The following is a 16,678-nucleotide window of genomic DNA, read 5'->3' as shown; positions in this document are numbered from 1 at the left end:
GTTACGCGACCTGTGGCGGCACGATCACCGCCGCGCCCTTCACCTTGCCTGTTCGCAGGCGGTGGAGCGCTTCACCGGCATCATCCAGCTGGAATGTTTCCGTCACGGTGTGGAGTGCGATACGGCCTGCCATTTCGAAGAAAGAGGTGCCGTCCTCACGAGTCAGATTGGCGACGGAGAGCAATATTCTCTCTTCCCACAAATCGGCATAGGGAAAGGAGGGGATGTCGCTCATATGGATGCCCGCGCACACGACCCGGCCGCCCTTGCGCACGGCGCGCAATGCCAGCGGGACGAGATCGCCAACAGGGGCGAAGATCAGCGCCGCGTCCAGCGGCTCCGGCGGAGCCTGCGACGAACCGCCCGCCCAGGCGCAGCCCATCGACCGCGCGAAAGCTTGCCCTTCATCGTCGCCATCCTTGGTGAAGGCGTAGACGGTGCGGCCTTGAGCCTGCGCTACCTGCGCCAGAATATGGGCCGCTGCTCCAAAGCCGTAGAGTCCGATCACCGGCGTTTCGCCCGCCAGCCGCAGAGCACGCCACCCGATCAGACCGGCACAGAGCAGCGGCGCGGCTTCGACATCCGAAAACCGCTCAGGCAGGATGAAACAATAGCGCGCATCGGCAATCGCGTGGGTCGCATAGCCGCCATCACGCGTCGCGCCGGTAAACAGCGGCGCGTCGCAGAGATTTTCGCGATCCGCCCGGCAATAGGCGCATTGGCCGCATGTATGCCCCAGCCAGGGAATGCCGACCCGTTGCCCGATGGCAAAGCCTTCCACGCCTTGCCCGATCGCAGCGACCCGGCCGACGATCTCATGCCCCGGTATGATCGGATAATGCGCGGGAATTTCGCCGTCCAACACATGCAGATCGGTCCGGCACACTCCGCAAGCGGCGACTTCGACAAGCAATTCCCCGGCGCCCGGCGCGGGCACGGCGCGTTCGATCTTCTCCAGCGGCTGGCCGGGTGCGCTGATCTGCATGGCGACCATCTGTTGCATCGAAAGCCTCCTGTTGCGCCGTCTTCATCATCCATAGATCATATCATGGCCGGAAGACTCCGTATTTATCCTGATGGACGGGTGGGCGGAGCATGTCGACATTTTCGCCGGTCCATCCGTACCATCCTGCAAGGGCAAGGGAGCAGCATCTGATGTCCGGTATCGAATGGGATCGTAAGGAAGCCTTATCCCAAGCGGCTGCCGCGCCTGCGATCTGGACCTGTCCGATGCACCCGGAGGTCCGGCAGGATCATCCCGGCGCCTGCCCGCTTTGCGGCATGGCGCTGGAGCCTGAAGTCGCCACAGCCCATGCCGGCCACAGCGCGGAGCTGGTCGACATGACGCGCCGCTTCCGGATCAGCCTTCTGCTCGCCATTCCGGTGTTTATGCTCGAAATGGGCGGGCATCTTTTTCCGGCGCTCCATCACCTCGTTTCCGATCATGTCTCGATCTGGATTCAACTCCTGCTCGCGACCCCGGTCGTGCTGTGGGGCGGCTGGCCCTTTTTCGAAAGGGGATGGCACTCGCTCCAGACCCGCAACCTGAACATGTTCACGCTGATCGCCATGGGAACCGGGGTAGCATGGACCTACAGCATGGCGGCGGCGCTGGCGCCGGGCATCTTCCCGGCGGCTTTCCGGGAACATGGAACCGTCGCGGTCTATTTCGAGGCGGCCGCCGTTATCACCGTGCTGGTGCTGCTGGGCCAGGTGCTTGAACTGGGGGCGCGAGAGCGCACTTCGGGGGCTATCAAGGCGCTGCTCAATCTTGCGCCCAAGACCGCAAGGCGCCTGCGCGACGACGGCAATGACGAGGAAATTCCGCTTGATCTGGTAGCCGTTGGCGACAAGCTGCGCGTTCGCCCGGGCGAGAAGGTGCCCGTCGATGCCGTGGTCGAGGACGGCCGCTCAGCCATTGATGAGTCGATGGTGACCGGCGAATCCATGCCCGTCACCAAAGCGGCCGGGGACCATGTAATTGGCGGCACGCTCAACCGGAGCGGCCAGCTCGTCGTCAGGGCGGAGAAAGTCGGCCACGACACCATGCTCGCCCGTATCGTCCGGATGGTGGCCGATGCTCAGCGCTCCCGCGCGCCGATCCAGCGCCTGGCCGATCAGGTCGCGGGCTGGTTCGTCCCCGCCGTGTTGCTGGTTGCGATCGCTGCCTTTGCGATCTGGGCGATCTGGGGGCCAGAGCCGCGCTTCGCCCACGGCCTGATCGTGGCGGTGGCCGTGCTCATCATCGCATGCCCCTGCGCGCTTGGGCTCGCTACGCCCATGTCGATCATGGTTGGGGTCGGTCGCGGCGCGGGGCTGGGTGTGCTGATCAAGAATGCCGAGGCGCTGGAGCGGATGGAAAAGGTGGACATGCTGGTCGTCGACAAGACCGGCACGCTCACGGAGGGCAAGCCGTCGCTCACCGGCATCGTCGCGGCTTCGAGCTTTGAGGAGAATGCTCTGCTTCGGCTCGCCGCCGGGGTCGAGCGCGTTTCCGAGCATCCCTTGGCGCTCGCCATCGTGGCGGCGGCAGAGGCGAGGGGGCTGGCGCTGCCGCTGGTCAGCGAATTCGATTCCCCCACCGGCAAGGGAGCGGTCGGAATGGTGGAAGGCAAGCGCATCCTGCTTGGCAATGCCCGTTTCCTCGAAGAATATGGCATTTCGGCCAACCCGCTGGGCGAGCAAGCCGATGCCCTGCGCCGCGATGGCGCCACCGCCATTTTCATCGGCATCGACGGCATGGTCGCAGGCGTCTTCGCCATTGCCGATGCGATCAAGCAGACCACGCCCGAAGCGCTCGCCGCGCTGCGCAGGAAGGGCATCACGGTCGTCATGCTCACCGGCGACAATCGCACGACGGCGCAGGCGGTTGCGCGGCGCCTGGGGATCGATCAGGTGGAGGCAGAGGTTCTGCCCGATCAGAAGAGCGCCGTTGTCGCCCGCCTCAAGAGCGAAGGCCATGTGGTGGCGATGGCGGGCGACGGGGTCAACGACGCCCCGGCGCTGGCCGCCGCCGATGTCGGCATAGCCATGGGTTCGGGCACCGATGTCGCGATCGAAAGCGCCGGAGTGACGCTGCTCCAGGGCGACCTCACCGGCATCGCGCGAGCGCGGGCGTTGAGCGAGGCGACCATGTCCAACATCCGGCAGAATCTGTTCTTCGCCTTCGTCTACAATGCCGCGGGCGTACCGATTGCGGCCGGTTTGCTTTATCCTTTTTTCGGCATCCTGCTCTCGCCCGTCATCGCGGCTGCCGCGATGGCCTTGTCCTCGGTCAGCGTGGTCGGCAATGCGCTGCGTTTGAATAGGGCAAGGATTTAGAAGGGCTTGGGCGAAGTTTCTCCTGGCATGCCGGGCGTAAGGCGGACGATCTCGATCAGAAAATTCGTTACGGATTGAGAATTGCTCGTTTGTCCTTGGCGGATTTCCACCATCATTTCGTTTCACAAGAAAACTGAGAAAATCGGCTGGGCATATGATGCGCCCGGCTTCCCTGTTCTGTGGAGAGATGCAGCGCTGCGTGCCACGGCCCGCCGTGCATGCCTGAACGGCCCATAACTGCCCGAAAAGGGCCGAAAGGGAGCCATTTATGCAGAAATTCTCGTCCGTTCGTCGTGCCGCACTGCTGCTGTCATGCTGCATCGGCGTGGTATCGCCTCATGCCTGGGCGCAACAGCCGGATACGGAAGAAGATGCCGGCACGATCACCGTCACCGGCCGGCGTATCTCCCAATCGGCGGAGGCCATTGGCGAGGACAAGGTCAGCAATGTCGTGGCGATCACGCGGGAAGCTCTGCTGTCGGCGCCATCGGGCATTTCGGGCCTGAAGATGCTGGAGCAACTGCCCGGCTTCAACGTTCAGACCGACGGCGCGCTGGGCCTCTATGAATTCGGCAACAGCGTCCAGACCCGCGCCTTCAACCTCGATCAGATCGGTTTCGTGGTCGACGGCATTCCGACGGGCCGCAGCGACGCCTTCGGCGGCAGCCCGGTGTTCCGCTATGTCGACAATGAAAATCTGGGCGTGGTCGAGGCCGCGGTCGGGGCAGGGGACGTCGGCCTGCCGAGCTATTCCACGCTTGGGCCGGTGGTGCAGTATAACAGCATCGCGCCGCAGGATGAGATGGGCCTGTTCGTATCGCAGAGCTTTGGCGATTTCGGCATGAAGCGCACCTTCATCCGCGCCAGCACCGGGCGGGTCGGGCCGTTCAAAGCCTATGTCAGCCGCACCAAGCTGGACAGCGACCTGTGGCGCGGCCCCGGATCGGTCGACCGCGAACATTGGGAAGGGCAGATCCACGCCGATCTGGGCGGCGATAGCTGGGCGCGGTTCAAATTCGTGTCGAACGACTTCTTCGACTATGACTCGCCTACGATCTCCCGCGCACAGTATAATTGCGTGTCGCCAAATCCCCTGGGTCAGTGCGGACGCGACTATGCCAATATCGTAAATGTACCCAATACTACCGTAGTCAACGGCAAGACGCCATTTGCACCGAGCGTTCCAGGGATCTATTATTCCAACAGCAATTATACGAGCGTTTACAACCTTGCCATCAACGTGCGTAAGGATAAGCTCTACGGCGCGACCTTCCATGCCGGCATCGCCGACGGAGTCTGGGCGGAATCCACGCTGTACTGGGAAGATAAGGACGGTTACGGCGTGTCGCCTGATGCATATGGCAGCATAACCCGGGGTGCTACGCCGGGCAGTTATCTCCGCTATCTTTATCAATCGCAGGCTGGCCTTCCGGTCGTAGCGCCCAAGGGCGTGCAATATGGCCTGTCCGGCGTGGGCGGGGATCGCTACGGCATCACCAGCAAGCTGCACTGGGAAATGGGCAACAATGCTGTGGAAGCGGGCGTCTGGGCCGAAACCGACAAATATCATCGTACCCAGGCGCGCTATAATACGGTCGATGGCGCTCCCGACAGTGCGCCTAACCTCAACGAACTGGTCTATCTGCGCCGCGACTATCGGTCGAAGCGCGACATCCTGCAGCTTTTCCTGAAGGATACTCTGAAACTTGCCGACGAACGGCTCGTCATCGATCTCGGTTTCAAGGGGCTGGTGATGGATTATGTCCAGCGCGGCTATCGGGACTTTGACGATTATTACCGCACCACCGGATCGGGCCTGACCACCCGCGGCATTGCGGGTTGGGCCCCGCAGGCTAACACCGCCAACTATAAGGACTTGTTCCTGCCCATGGCGGGCCTGCTGTACAAGATCGACGGACGAACGCAGGTCTTCGCCTCCTATGCGGAGAATATGGCCCTGCCCAAGGGCATGGACGACATCTATTCGGTGACCCGTCCCGGCACGTCCGCGCTGGTGCCGCAGCCCGCGCCCGAACGGTCGAAGAATATGGAATTGGGCATCCGCACCAACCAGGGGCAGCTCTATGCGTCTTTGGCGGCCTTCTACACGAAGTTCGAAAACCGTATTCAGTCGATCACCGCCTTCGTGCCCGGTGGCGGCCAGTCGACGGAAACCTTCTTCCGGAATGTCGGCCGGGTGCGTTCCTATGGCGTGGAATTTGCCGGCACATACAAGCCGGCATTTCTGGACGGGCTGGCCTATGGCAACATGAACGTCACCTACAACAACGCCAAGTTCAGGGATGACATCATCGGCTCAACCGTCATTCCGATCGCGGGCAAATTCCTGCCCGACAGCGCCAAATGGATCGTCAGCGGCGGTGTGACGGTCGAGCCCGCAAGCTGGCTGGTCGCCAATTTCTCGGGTAAATATACCAGCAAGCGTTGGTCCACCTTCGTCAACACCCCTGGATCGAGCGTGCCCGGCTACACCGTCTTCAGCGCCTATGTCGACATTGGCGACGGGTTCACCTTCGGCCCGGTCAAGAGCATCAAGGCGCGGTTCAACGTCGACAATATCTTCGACAAGGATACGCTGTCCTATATATCCACATCACTGCAGGGCGATGGCTCCTTCCGGCCGCTGTCTCCACGCACCTTCCAGTTCACCATTTCGGGCGAGATTTGATGCGGAAAAAGATGATGGCGGGAGCAGCGCTGATGGCGCTGCTCCCGATCGGGGTACAAGCGCAGGAAGTTTCCAAGAAAGTCTACCAGCTTCATCAGAGATTGCTGACGCTCGACAGCCATCTCGACACGCCCGCCTCGCTCGACCTGCCGGGCTGGTCGATCGAGGAGGAGCATGGGGTTCATAGCGACTATACCCAGGTCGATCTGCCGCGCATGAAGAAGGGCGGCCTCGACGGCGGTTTCTTTGCGATCTACACGCCGCAGGGGCCGCTGACGGAAGAAGGTTTCCGCAAATCGCGTGACTTCGCGCTGCTGCGCGGCGTGTCGATCCGGGAGATGGTGGCGGCGGACCCGGCCAATTTCGCGCTGGCGCTGGAGGCGAAGGATGCCGCGAAGATCGCGGCATCAGGCAAGCGGGTCGTCTATATGTCGATCGAAAACGCCTATCCGTTGGGCGAGGACGTGTCGCTGCTCAAGACCTTCTATGACATGGGCGTGCGCGTGTCGGGCTTTGCCCATTTCGCCCACAACCAGTTTGCCGACAGCTCCACCGATCCGTCGAAGAAGCCGCGCTATGGTGGCCTTAGTCCGCTGGGCAAGGAACTGCTCAAGGAGATGAACCGCCTCGGCATCGTGCCGGACGCATCGCACAGCAGCGATCAGGTGCTGGACGATCTGCTCGCGCTTTCCACCTCGCCGGTCCTGCTGACCCATTCGGGCTGCAAGGCGGTCTATGACCATCCGCGTAACATTGATGACGAGCATTTGAAGGCGCTGGCCGCCAAGGGCGGGGTGATCCAGATGAACGCCTATGGCGTCTATCTGCGCGCCTCCAAGCCCAATCCGCAGCGGCAGGAGGCATTGAAGGCGCTCTTCGGCCAGTTGCGCGAGGACGCAAAGCTGTCGCCGGAAAAGCGCGCCGAATTGCTGGCCAAGCGGCAGGAAATCGACCGGCTCTATCCGGAAACGGACCGGGCGACCTTCGACGATTTCATGGCGCATATGCTCCATGCGCTCAAGGTGGCGGGGCCGGATCATGTCGGCATCGGCCTTGACTGGGACGGCGGCGGCGGCGTTGTCGGCCTGGAGGATGTGCTCGACCTGCCCAGGATCACCGCTGCCCTGTTGAAGGCGGGTTATAGCGAGGCGGACGTCCAGAAGATCTGGTCGGGCAACGTCCTGAGGGTTCTGGCCGCGGCAGAGGCCGCCAAGGGGTCGTAAGAGCGACGGGTCGCAGCAGGGGCCGCCTGGATCAATGGCGGCCCCTGTCCTATGATGACGGTCCCTGGCGTTGCGTGGACGCCGCCGTCGCTTGTGCAGGGGCCGTCAGTCCGGCTTTTTCCTGCGGCCGGAAATGTGGCGCGACAATTCCAGGCCGAATTCTTCCGCAAGCTTTTCCCGGACGCCGCCGCCACGCACGATCATCTGCGCCCACCCGCTATGTCCGTTGCGAACCTCGACCCGGAAACTGCCCAGCGCTTGCGCGGATGCGGCATCGACCACGTTTACCGTGCCTTCCAATATGTCTGAGCTGGCGGCCAGCATCGCCATGGCGGCATCGGCGGTCTTCAGCCGGTCCAATGTGATCCGCAAGATGATGGGCGTGCCGTCGTTCAGCTTCCATTCCCGGGTGACATCGCGGATGACCAGCGGAAACATCTGCTTGAAAGGCATGGTGGCGTATAGCGCCCCATCTTGCGGTCCGGTTGGGTAGCTGGCGGGATCGAGCGGAGGCAAGCCGGCATTGGCTCGCTTGCGTGCTGCCTTGGCATCGCTCTCCTGGAGTTCGGTGAGCATATCGGGTGCGAAATCCAGATCCATGCCGGTGATCCTGACCGGCTGACCGGCGGACAGGGCGAGCGGTTGGATTATCGTCACTTGCCGGGCCTGAGCGGCTTGCGCGAACAGCAATATCGGCAGCACGAACATCAGACGGCGGTACATGGCGGTTCTTCCTGTCAACCGTTCCGCGATGACAGGGCCGACTTAAAACCCGCTTTCCGGTCATGATTAATGCCCTCTTGGGGCGGGCTTCATCTATCCGGCGCACTTATGCTTATCCATATAGAAAATAGAATGAATGAAGCTTATGATTGCAATTTGATATATAATATATCATAAATCGACGATGATCACCTCGCAGCAAATGCGCGCCGCCCGCGCCCTTCTTGGCATCGACCAGCGCCAGCTCGCTGCGCTGGCCGGGGTGTCTCTGCCGACGATCCAGCGCATGGAAGCCTCTGATGGACAGGTTCGCAGCGTCGTTGACACGCTGGTGAAGGTCATCAACGCGCTCGAAACTGCCGGGGTGGAAATTATTGGTGAGAATGCAGTTTCCAATGGAATAGGGCGCGGAGTGCGCTTGAAGGAGACTATGGCTGGCAAGCAGCCCCGTCGCGCGCTTTCAATGCTGTTCGATCAAGCCGAATTGCCAGCGGACCAAGATGATGCATCGTGATGCGCGGCTTGCCGCCTTCACGCCGAAGCTCTTTACCGTCATAGGCACTGGCTATTCGTTCGATAATTTCCGCCGGGATGCCGTTGCGGGCCTGACGGTCGCGATCGTAGCGCTCCCGCTCGCCATGGCCTTGGCGATCGCGAGCGGAGCCTCGCCGGACAAGGGTCTTATCACATCCGTCATCGCCGGTTTTCTGATCTCCGCTCTTGGCGGTTCGCGGGTGCAGGTCGGCGGCCCCACCGGCGCCTTCGTGGTCGTCGTCTTCAACGTCATCGCGCAACATGGCTATGACGGGCTGCTGCTGGCCACGTTGATGGCGGGGCTGATATTGATCGTCGCGGGCTATTCTGGCCTTGGCAGTCTCGTGCGGTTCATCCCCCAGCCCGTGGTGATCGGCTTCACTGCGGGGATTGCGGTCATCATCGCGTCCAGCCAGGTGAAGGATTTTCTCGGGCTGTCGATGAAGATCGTGCCGGCGGATTTCATCCCCAAATGGCAGGCTTATTGGGATGCGCTGGGCAGCATCCGTCCCGACGCCCTGATGGTCGGCGTCGGATCGCTGGCGCTGATCATCGCCCTGCGGCTATGGGCGCCGCGACTGCCCGGTTTCCTGATCGCGATCATGGCGGCGGCCGTCCTGGTGACGCTGCTGCACCTGCCGATCGCGACAATCGGATCGCGCTTTCCGGACCTGCCGACCGGGCTGCCCGCTCCGGCGTTGCCCGACATTTCGTTCGCCAAGTTGCAGTCGGTCATGTCCTCGGCCTTCATCATCGCTTTTCTCGCCGGGATAGAAGCGCTGCTTTCGGCGGTCGTGGCCGACGGGATGATCGGATCCCGGCATCGGTCGAACCAGGAGCTGGTTGGCCAGGGCGTCGCCAATCTGGCCTCGGCTCTGTTCGGCGGCCTGCCGGCGACCGGGGCCATCGCGCGCACGGCGACCAACATCAAGGCCGGTGCCATCTCGCCCGTCGCCGGCATGATGCATGCGATATTCTTGCTGCTGTTCGTCCTCTTCGCTTCCGATCTCATGGCCTATGTGCCTTTGGCGGCGCTTGCGGCGATCCTGTTCATGGTCGCCTGGGGCATGAGCGAACATCATCGCTTCATCCAATTGCTCCGCATGCCCAATGGGGATCGCGGCCTGCTGTTGCTCACCTTCGGCCTCACGGTGCTGGTCGATCTCACGGTAGCGATCGGCGTGGGCGTGACGCTGGCCTCGCTCCTCTTCATGATGCGCATGAGCAAGACGGTGGAGATTGCGAGCGACACGAATAGCCTTTCATCGGATCGGCGAGAGGAGGAAGATGAGGACGTTCATCAGCGCGATGCGCTTCCCTTCGGCGTCGAAGTGTTCCGGATCGATGGACCGGTCTTCTTCGGCGTCGCGAACGAATTGCTCGACACCCTGCGCCGTATCGGGCGTGCGCCTAGAGTCATCATCCTGCGGATGCGGCGTGTCCCTTTGCTTGACGCGAGCGGTGTCACCGCGATCGAGGAAATCGTCCATCACGCGACGTCTGCGGGCACGCAGATCATCCTTTCCGGCGTGCAGGCTCAACCAAAAGCGATGTTGGAGCGTGTCTCGCTGGGACCGGGAAGCCGTCGGGTCATCCATAGTGAAGACTTCCCGGAAGCACTGCGCATCGCCGCAGCCATCACCGATGCTCCGCCGTTGACCAGCTAGCGCTGATGCGTGTCGGGGGAAGGTAGCATTTCCCGCAGGGAGGACGGCAGGCCAACGTCCCGCTCTATCCAGGTGCGGGTGCCGCGATCGGCCAGGTTGAGGTACAGTCAGCGGAAGGCACCGGCGCGATCAGCCTCGCACCCGTCCACCGGCTGCGATCCTCCTGCCGCAAATCTCCCGTCGAACCGGCCGTATAAAGCGGCAGGATGACATTATGGTGGCATTACTGGTGAATTACGGGACTCGCCTTCGCCCGGCGGCATCGCTAACATGGATCAGCCGCTTTCTTTCCGGCGATCCCATGTCAGGATATTTATGCCAATAGAGATTGAGCGCAAATTCCTGGTCGTGGGCGATGCATGGCGGCAGAGGGCCGATAAGGGGCGCTTCCTTCGTCAAGGCTATGTCGCGCATGAGGCGCATGCGAGCGTGCGTGTCCGCCTGTCCGATGAGGGAGCCTGGCTCACGTTGAAGAGCGGGCGAGCGGGCATCGTGCGGGACGAATTCGAATATGAGATTTCGCGCATCGATGCGGAGGATATGCTCGACAGACTGTGCGTCGGCCCGGTGATCGAGAAGACGCGCTACCGCGTGCCCCATGGCGGCAAGATCTGGGAGGTAGATGTTTTTGCCGGCCGGGCGGAAGGGCTGGTTCTGGCCGAAATCGAACTGGCTGCCACGGATGAACCGTTCGATCTGCCCGACTGGGCCGGCAAGGAAGTCACCGACGATCCCCGCTTCCGCAATTCGGCTATCGCTCTGATCCCGATGGCCGAAGTGGCCGCCTGAAAAGGCCTGCCGCTAACAGCGCACCAATGTCACACCGGCACCAGCAATATGCCGTGCGCCAAGGCTCGTCCATTCTGACCGGGGGCGCCCCTTGCTTTCCCAGTCAACCCATCAGGCCCGTGCAGCCGTGATGGAGGGATGTTCCGTAGTGCGGATTCCAGCGGCCTTGCGTTCGGAATAGCGGTCGACCAACTGCGCGGCATGGGGCCGCATCAGCACGGTGATGCGAACCAGCTCCTCCATCACGTCGACAATGCGATCATAATAGCTGGACGGCCGCATCCGACCCTCTTCATCGAATTCCTTATAGGCCATGGCTATCGACGACTGATTGGGGATGGTGAACATCCGCATCCACCGCCCCAGAAGGCGAAGGGTGTTCACCGCGTTGAACGACTGCGAACCGCCGGATACCTGCATGACCGCCAGGGTGCGGCCCTGGGTCGGGCGCAGCCCCTTCATCTCCAGCGGCAGATGGTCGATCTGCGCCTTCATGATGCCGGTGATCTGCCCATGGCGCTCCGGGCTGCACCACAGCATGCCCTCGGACCACAGGGCATGTTCGCGTAGCTCGTGGACCGCTGGATGATCGTCGCCCTTGACCTGATCGGGGAGCGGAAGGTCCGATGGATCGAAAATCCGCGTCTCTGCACCGAAATATTCCAGCAGCCGCGCGGCTTCCTCAACGGCCAGCCGGGAGAAAGATCGTTCCCGCAGCGATCCGTAAAGCAGCAGGATACGGGGTGGATGCTGATCGTTTCCCAAACCGAGGGCAGGGCGGCGGTGGACAAACTCCTGTTGCAATGCCGGCAGGTGATCGGCGGCCAACAGCGGGCGCAAGCGGTTCATGCGATGTCTTTCCGATTCTCACCGAAGATGGCTTCGGAGGCCAGATGGGCGATAAGGGCGCCGACGAATTGCACGGCAATGAAGCCGGGCACACTGGTCGGGGCGATACCCGCAAAGCTGTTGCTGAGCGACCGGGCGATGGTGATCGCCGGATTGGCGAAACTGGTCGAGGATGTGAACCAATAGGCAGCCGTGATGTAGAGCGCGACGCTGGCCGGCACCCATTGCGGACGTGTCTTCGCGGTTCCGATAATGGTCAGCACCAGGCCGAAGGTCGCGATGCCCTCTCCGGCCCATTGGCCGATGCCGCTGCGAACCTTTTCCGAAACCTCCCAGATCGGCGCGCCGAACATGATATGCGCGGCCCAGACGCCGAGAATGCCGCCGATCAACTGAGCGCACATATATTGCAGGGCCGTGCTTGTCCCAATGTGGCCGCGCAAGCGCATCACCAGCGTTACCGCCGGATTGAAATGCGCTCCCGAAACCGGCCCCAACATGGTGATGAGAACGAAGAGGATTGCGCCCGTCGCCAGCGTGTTCCCGAGCAGAGCGACCGCGCCATTCCCGCCGGAGAGCGTCTCTGCCATGATGCCTGAACCGATGACGGTCGCGAACAGCATGAAGCTGCCGAGCGCCTCTGACCAAAGTGCCGAACGATTCATCCGTGCAGCACGCGATGGCCGGATGCGTCGATGACCTGCTCGCCATCTTCCTTGGCAAAGGCGGCTTTTTGCGTTTGCGGGAGCAGGTCCAGAACCGCCTCGGACGGGCGGCATAGTTTCACGCCCAAGGGCGAGACAACCAAAGGGCGGTTGATCAGAATGGGATGCGCCATCATGGCATCGATCAGCGCGTCATCGGACAGCGTTTCATCGCCAAGGCCCAATTCGGCATAGGGCGTGCCTTTTTCGCGCAACAGCGCGCGAGGGTTGATCCCGGCGCGGGCGATCAGGCTTTCCAGCATGGCGCGCGAAGGGGGTGTCTTGAGATATTCCACGACGTGCGGCTCGATCCCGGCGTTGCGGATCATCGCCAGCGCGTTGCGCGACGTGCCGCATTCGGGATTGTGGTAGATGATGATGTCGGTGGTCATTCGGTGGCTCCCGCCTTGGTGCTGGCGCCGTCGCCCTGACCGATCTCCCTGAGCTGACGGCGCGTTGCCATCTCATCGAGGCTGGCAAGGGGCAGCGCGAGGAAAAGGGAAATGCGGTTTCGCAGATAATGGAGCGCGCGCATGAATGCCTCGCGCTGCTCTTCTCCTTCTACGGCGGCCGGGTCTTCGATTCCCCAATGCGCCGTCATGGGATGGCCGATCCAGACCGGGCAGGATTCGCCCGCCGCATTGTCGCAGACCGTGAAGATGAAATCGAACCGCGGCGCGCCGGGACCGGCAAACTCATCCCAGCTCTTGGAGCGCATGCCCGCCGTATCGAAGCCAAGATCCTCCAGCACGGCGATCGCCATGGGATGCACTGCGCCTTTGGGCTGGCTTCCGGCGCTATAGGCGCGAAAGCGGCCTTCTCCCAGCTTGTTCATCAGCGCCTCGCCCAGAATGGAGCGGGCCGAATTGCCGGTGCACAGAAAGAGGACGTTATAGATTTTGTCGGTCATGGCCTGATACCTTCAGCAGCAGGTGAGTTCAGCGATCAGAGGCTCGCACAGCTCGCGGCGGCCCTCGCAACAATCCTTGGCGAGATAGAGCATCAGGTCGCGCAATTTGGCGATGTTCGCACGCTGGATCATCTGTCGGCCGCGCTTCTCGGCCAGGACCAGCTCCGCCGCGACGAGGACGGCCAGATGCGTGGAAAAGGTGCTCTGGCTCAGTCCCGATGCGTCGACAAGCTGCCCGGTGGAAAGACCCTCGGGTTCCGCGCGGACGAGGCGTTGAAATGCCTCAAGGCGAGTGGGATGGGAAAGGGCAGCAAGGGCGCCGAGTGCGTCTTCGATTTCCATTCATCGTCTATTATCGATGAATTGGCTGTCGTCAATATCTATCGAAATTATCCGATGCGTTTAATATTCCAGAGACATGGCTTGCGCTTATCCTTGGCGGATGCTGTCGATGATGCGCCGGATATTCCGGCGCCGCCATGGTGCCGGCGACATCCCGACAGTCCCGGGACCAACCGCTCAGTGCCGATCCGCAAGAACACGGAACCCCAAGAAATAATCGCCTTGCCTGCCCCGCCATGATAGATTTCCCTGCCCGCCGATCCAGGCAGGCGCGAGTCTTTGCAGGGAGGAACCATGACACTCTCGATCGGCAGCAAGGCCCCCGACTTCACGGCGCAGACCACCAAGGGCGAAATCCGCTTCCACGAATGGCTGGGCGAAAGCTGGGGCATCCTCTTTTCGCACCCCAAGGACTTCACCCCCGTCTGCACGACGGAGCTGGGCTATCTCGCCCGGCTGACCCCCGAATTCGCCAGCCGCAATTGCAAGGCGATCGGCCTCTCAGTTGACCCCGTCGGCAATCATGAGCGCTGGCTGGCCGACATCAAGGCCGCGACCGGCGGCGACGTCACCTACCCCATCATTGGCGACAGCGACCTGAAAGTCGCCCAAGCCTATGAAATGCTCCCCGCCAGCGCCGGGGACAGCAGCGAAGGCCGCACCGCCGCCGACAACCAGACGGTCCGCACCGTCTACCTGATCGGCCCCGACAAGCTCATCAAGGCGATGCTGAGCTACCCCATGAGCAGCGGCCGTAATTTCGACGAGGTGATGCGCCTGCTCGACAGTTGTCAACTGACGGCAAAGCACAAGGTCGCGACCCCGGTGAACTGGAAATGGGGAGAGGATGTCATCATCGTCCCCGCCGTGTCCGACGAGGAGGCGAAGCAACGCTTCCCCGAAGGCTGGACCAGCGTCACGCCCTATATGCGCGTCGTCCCCCAGCCCCAAGACTAATATGTTCTTCGCGGTCTTTCAGGATGGCGAAGGATGCAAATCCTATATCATCGCCAATGAGGCATGCTGCGCGGCGGCCATCATCGACCCGGCGCTGGATTTGGTCGACCGCTATCTGGGCGAAGTGAACCGGCAGGGGCTGCGCGTCCGCTACATCATCGACACGCACACCCATGCCGATCATTTCTCCGGCGCGCGTGCGCTGCGGGAGGTGCTGCACGCCCCCATCGTCATGCACCGCTTCTCCCCCGCGCCCTATGTCGAGATGCATGTGGAGGACGGCCATTCGCTGCCCCTGGGCGACATGCGGATGCGCATCCTCCACACCCCCGGCCACACCCGCGATTCCATGTGCATCCATGTCGAGGATCGCCTGTTCACTGGCGATACGCTGCTGATCGGCGGCACCGGGCGCAGCGACCTGCCCAGCGGCGACCCGGTGCAGTTGCATGACAGCCTGTTCCACAAGCTGCTCGACCTGCCCGACGACACGCTGGTTTTCCCGGCCCATGATTATAAGGGTCGCGAAGGCTCTACTATAGGGGCCGAGCGCGCCAGCAATCCCCGCCTCGCCAAGACCGATCAAGGCGAGTTCGTCACGTTGATGAACAGCCTCAACCTGTCGGCTCCCACCCACCTCACCGAAGCGCTGCGCACCAACATGTCCGGCGGCAAGACCGTGCGCCAATTGCTGGCCGAGGCCGGCGCCAAAGTGCCCTTCATGGCAATGGACGAACTGCTCCGCCGTTTCGAACTGCGGGCCAATGATTTCGTCATCCTCGACGTGCGTGAAAAGGACGCCTTCGCCACCGGCCATGTGCCGGGCGCCATTCACCTGCCACGCGGCCAACTCGAACTGCGCGTCAACGAAGTCCTCCCCGACCCCAGCGTGGAGGTGCTGACCGTGTGCGAACTGGGCAAGATTTCCACGCTGGCGGCAGCCACGCTGCACGAACTGGGCTTCCACCGCGCCACCGCGCTCGACGGCGGCATGGCGGCATGGCGAGAGAAGGGCCACCCGCTTGAAAAAGCCGCGCGAGCCTGACCGTAGGCGTCACCAACGGTGGAAAAGCCTCATCTCTGCGGTTGAGGCGATCACGGCAATCTTCCAGGCCGAAGAAGGGCCGATCGTGCGGTTGCGTGGTCTCAAGCCGGGCGATCTTGGCCGGGTGGTAGAGCGGCAGGCGATGCTTTATGCCGAGGAATATGGCTGGAACCAGGACTATGAGGCATTGGCCGCCCGCATTGTCGCTGACTTCCACCAATCGTTCGATCCGCTCCGGGAAGCTGCCTGGATCGCGGAAATGGACGGTCGAATGGTTGGTTCGATCTTCCTGGTTAAAAGCGAAGATCAGAAGGTCGCCAAATTGCGGCTTCTCTATGTCGAGCCGGATGCGCGTGGTGCCGGCGTAGGCAGAATGCTCGTCGATAGCTGCATCCAGCGCGGGCGCGAAATGGGATATGAGCGGATCGATCTATGGACCAACAGCGTCCTGGCGGCTGCACGCAACATCTACCAGCGCGTCGGATTCAAGCTTGTTGACGAAGCGCCCCATCATTCCTTCGGTCACGATCTGATCGGACAAACCTGGTCGCTGGAGTTGTGACGTCCTCGCCTGCTCGCGTGTGAGCCATCAATGGCCGAGGAAGAGGTAGGGGAAATGATGGCAAAGCGGCTGCGGCCAAGGATCAGATAGGCACAGGCACCGGCGATGGCCGCCAATATGGCGCGCTGCGGCGGCAGGCCTGCTATGCCTGCATAGGCGATCGCTTCGGGCAGCATCAGGCCCGCAATCGAAAGCCCGGCTATGGCATCGCGCCCCTGCATGGTTGGACATCCTCTGCAAAGCCCGTCCCAAGGGTGTCGCGCCACGTTTCGCAAGCCATGCGCCGGACGGCAAGAGTCTGTTAAAGCCAGATCCGATTTCTGCGTGCCAACTGAGGCTGGCCGCTTCCGCGCCGTCTTCTTC

The 16,678-nt window shown here is 62.2% G+C and carries 17 protein-coding genes; 9 read left to right on the top strand and 8 right to left on the bottom strand.

From position 1 onward, the window contains the following. Position 1: 1 nt before the first annotated feature. Entirely contained in the window at positions 2-1,003 is a 1,002-nt protein-coding gene (locus VVT58_RS06860) for a zinc-dependent alcohol dehydrogenase family protein (RefSeq protein ID WP_350339862.1), read from the bottom strand. Between the two features lie 92 nt (positions 1,004-1,095). On the opposite strand from VVT58_RS06860, the gene VVT58_RS06855 reads away from it, so the two are divergent. The 3 genes from VVT58_RS06855 to VVT58_RS06845 all read left to right on the top strand — a co-directional run bounded on the left by VVT58_RS06855 (position 1,096) and on the right by VVT58_RS06845 (position 7,233). Continuing rightward, a complete protein-coding gene (locus VVT58_RS06855) occupies positions 1,096-3,321 on the top strand; it encodes a copper-transporting P-type ATPase (RefSeq protein ID WP_405053727.1) in 2,226 nt (741 codons plus the stop codon). Between the two features lie 268 nt (positions 3,322-3,589). Beyond that, the gene (locus VVT58_RS06850; protein WP_327753642.1) at positions 3,590-6,010 is read left to right on the top strand and encodes a TonB-dependent receptor; all 2,421 of its coding nucleotides are present in this window, start codon (positions 3,590-3,592) and stop codon (positions 6,008-6,010) included. After that, positions 6,010-7,233, top strand: coding sequence for a dipeptidase (locus tag VVT58_RS06845; protein WP_327753643.1), 1,224 nt, complete (start codon positions 6,010-6,012; stop codon positions 7,231-7,233). Before VVT58_RS06850 ends, VVT58_RS06845 begins: the two co-directional genes overlap by 1 nt. 105 nt (positions 7,234-7,338) lie before the next feature. Here VVT58_RS06845 and VVT58_RS06840 read toward each other — a convergent pair whose 3' ends face one another. Beyond that, positions 7,339-7,956 carry a hypothetical protein gene (locus VVT58_RS06840; RefSeq protein WP_327753644.1) on the bottom strand — a complete coding sequence of 206 codons (618 nt, stop codon included), beginning with the start codon at positions 7,954-7,956 and terminating at the stop codon, positions 7,339-7,341. Between the two features lie 184 nt (positions 7,957-8,140). On the opposite strand from VVT58_RS06840, the gene VVT58_RS06835 reads away from it, so the two are divergent. From VVT58_RS06835 to VVT58_RS06825, 3 genes are all read left to right on the top strand, one after another. After that, a complete protein-coding gene (locus VVT58_RS06835) occupies positions 8,141-8,470 on the top strand; it encodes a helix-turn-helix transcriptional regulator (protein WP_327753645.1) in 330 nt (109 codons plus the stop codon). After that, a complete protein-coding gene (locus VVT58_RS06830) occupies positions 8,457-10,157 on the top strand; it encodes a SulP family inorganic anion transporter (protein WP_327753646.1) in 1,701 nt (566 codons plus the stop codon). The genes VVT58_RS06835 and VVT58_RS06830 overlap by 14 nt, the downstream gene beginning before the upstream one ends. Positions 10,158-10,472: 315 nt before the next feature. Further along, positions 10,473-10,946, top strand: coding sequence for a CYTH domain-containing protein (locus VVT58_RS06825; protein WP_327753647.1), 474 nt, complete (start codon positions 10,473-10,475; stop codon positions 10,944-10,946). A 111-nt stretch (positions 10,947-11,057) separates the two neighbouring features. On the opposite strand, the gene arsH is transcribed toward VVT58_RS06825, so the two are convergent. The 5 genes from arsH to VVT58_RS06800 are packed head-to-tail and all read right to left on the bottom strand — an operon-like array spanning position 11,058 to position 13,751. Beyond that, positions 11,058-11,795 (bottom strand): arsenical resistance protein ArsH, encoded by a 738-nt coding sequence (gene arsH, locus VVT58_RS06820; RefSeq protein ID WP_327753648.1) that lies wholly within the window; start codon positions 11,793-11,795, stop codon positions 11,058-11,060. Continuing rightward, a complete protein-coding gene (locus VVT58_RS06815; RefSeq protein ID WP_327753649.1) occupies positions 11,792-12,460 on the bottom strand; it encodes an MIP/aquaporin family protein in 669 nt (222 codons plus the stop codon). Before VVT58_RS06815 ends, arsH begins: the two co-directional genes overlap by 4 nt. Beyond that, on the bottom strand, positions 12,457-12,891 hold the full coding sequence (gene arsC / locus VVT58_RS06810) for an arsenate reductase (glutaredoxin) (RefSeq protein WP_327753650.1): 435 nt from the start codon (positions 12,889-12,891) through the stop codon (positions 12,457-12,459). Before arsC ends, VVT58_RS06815 begins: the two co-directional genes overlap by 4 nt. Continuing rightward, positions 12,888-13,409, bottom strand: coding sequence for an arsenate reductase ArsC (locus VVT58_RS06805; RefSeq protein WP_327753651.1), 522 nt, complete (start codon positions 13,407-13,409; stop codon positions 12,888-12,890). Before VVT58_RS06805 ends, arsC begins: the two co-directional genes overlap by 4 nt. Before the next feature lie 12 nt (positions 13,410-13,421). Further along, positions 13,422-13,751, bottom strand: a complete 330-nt coding sequence (locus VVT58_RS06800; RefSeq protein WP_066556102.1) for a helix-turn-helix transcriptional regulator — start codon at positions 13,749-13,751, stop codon at positions 13,422-13,424. Positions 13,752-14,045: 294 nt separating this feature from the next. On the opposite strand from VVT58_RS06800, the gene VVT58_RS06795 reads away from it, so the two are divergent. Genes VVT58_RS06795 through VVT58_RS06785 form a run of 3 tightly spaced genes read left to right on the top strand, consistent with a single transcriptional unit; the run spans position 14,046 to position 16,315 of the window. Then, complete coding sequence (locus VVT58_RS06795; RefSeq protein WP_327753652.1) at positions 14,046-14,708, top strand: peroxiredoxin; 663 nt, start codon at positions 14,046-14,048, stop codon at positions 14,706-14,708. Position 14,709: 1 nt separating this feature from the next. Next, positions 14,710-15,753 (top strand): rhodanese-like domain-containing protein, encoded by a 1,044-nt coding sequence (locus tag VVT58_RS06790; protein ID WP_327753653.1) that lies wholly within the window; start codon positions 14,710-14,712, stop codon positions 15,751-15,753. After that, entirely contained in the window at positions 15,731-16,315 is a 585-nt protein-coding gene (locus VVT58_RS06785) for a GNAT family N-acetyltransferase (protein ID WP_327753654.1), read from the top strand. The genes VVT58_RS06790 and VVT58_RS06785 overlap by 23 nt, the downstream gene beginning before the upstream one ends. Here VVT58_RS06785 and VVT58_RS06780 read toward each other — a convergent pair. After that, positions 16,276-16,536, bottom strand: a complete 261-nt coding sequence (locus VVT58_RS06780; RefSeq protein WP_327753655.1) for a SulP family inorganic anion transporter — start codon at positions 16,534-16,536, stop codon at positions 16,276-16,278. The two genes, VVT58_RS06785 and VVT58_RS06780, sit on opposite strands and share 40 nt — an antisense overlap. Positions 16,537-16,678: the final 142 nt, after the last annotated feature.

Source organism: Sphingobium sp. SJ10-10 (assembly GCF_036038995.2).
In the GTDB taxonomy this organism is placed as follows: Bacteria; Pseudomonadota; Alphaproteobacteria; order Sphingomonadales; family Sphingomonadaceae; genus Sphingobium.
The sequence above is the reverse complement of the archived record's forward strand: the minus strand, read 5'-3'. Positions and strand labels throughout refer to the sequence as shown.

What these genes read in the sequence shown, in the direction of transcription:
- arsH (WP_327753648.1), bottom strand. Translation starts at nt 11,795, where the DNA reads ATGAACCGCTTGCGCCCGCTGTTGGCCGCCGATCACCTGCCGGCATTG.
- VVT58_RS06855 (WP_405053727.1), top strand. Translation starts at nt 1,096, where the DNA reads ATGTCGACATTTTCGCCGGTCCATCCGTACCATCCTGCAAGGGCAAGG.
- VVT58_RS06850 (WP_327753642.1), top strand. Translation starts at nt 3,590, where the DNA reads ATGCAGAAATTCTCGTCCGTTCGTCGTGCCGCACTGCTGCTGTCATGC.
- VVT58_RS06815 (WP_327753649.1), bottom strand. Translation starts at nt 12,460, where the DNA reads ATGAATCGTTCGGCACTTTGGTCAGAGGCGCTCGGCAGCTTCATGCTG.
- VVT58_RS06780 (WP_327753655.1), bottom strand. Translation starts at nt 16,536, where the DNA reads ATGCAGGGGCGCGATGCCATAGCCGGGCTTTCGATTGCGGGCCTGATG.
- VVT58_RS06825 (WP_327753647.1), top strand. Translation starts at nt 10,473, where the DNA reads ATGCCAATAGAGATTGAGCGCAAATTCCTGGTCGTGGGCGATGCATGG.
- VVT58_RS06795 (WP_327753652.1), top strand. Translation starts at nt 14,046, where the DNA reads ATGACACTCTCGATCGGCAGCAAGGCCCCCGACTTCACGGCGCAGACC.
- VVT58_RS06830 (WP_327753646.1), top strand. Translation starts at nt 8,457, where the DNA reads ATGATGCATCGTGATGCGCGGCTTGCCGCCTTCACGCCGAAGCTCTTT.
- VVT58_RS06805 (WP_327753651.1), bottom strand. Translation starts at nt 13,409, where the DNA reads ATGACCGACAAAATCTATAACGTCCTCTTTCTGTGCACCGGCAATTCG.
- VVT58_RS06845 (WP_327753643.1), top strand. Translation starts at nt 6,010, where the DNA reads ATGCGGAAAAAGATGATGGCGGGAGCAGCGCTGATGGCGCTGCTCCCG.
- arsC (WP_327753650.1), bottom strand. Translation starts at nt 12,891, where the DNA reads ATGACCACCGACATCATCATCTACCACAATCCCGAATGCGGCACGTCG.
- VVT58_RS06835 (WP_327753645.1), top strand. Translation starts at nt 8,141, where the DNA reads ATGATCACCTCGCAGCAAATGCGCGCCGCCCGCGCCCTTCTTGGCATC.
- VVT58_RS06860 (WP_350339862.1), bottom strand. Translation starts at nt 1,003, where the DNA reads ATGCAACAGATGGTCGCCATGCAGATCAGCGCACCCGGCCAGCCGCTG.
- VVT58_RS06840 (WP_327753644.1), bottom strand. Translation starts at nt 7,956, where the DNA reads ATGTACCGCCGTCTGATGTTCGTGCTGCCGATATTGCTGTTCGCGCAA.
- VVT58_RS06790 (WP_327753653.1), top strand. Translation starts at nt 14,710, where the DNA reads ATGTTCTTCGCGGTCTTTCAGGATGGCGAAGGATGCAAATCCTATATC.
- VVT58_RS06800 (WP_066556102.1), bottom strand. Translation starts at nt 13,751, where the DNA reads ATGGAAATCGAAGACGCACTCGGCGCCCTTGCTGCCCTTTCCCATCCC.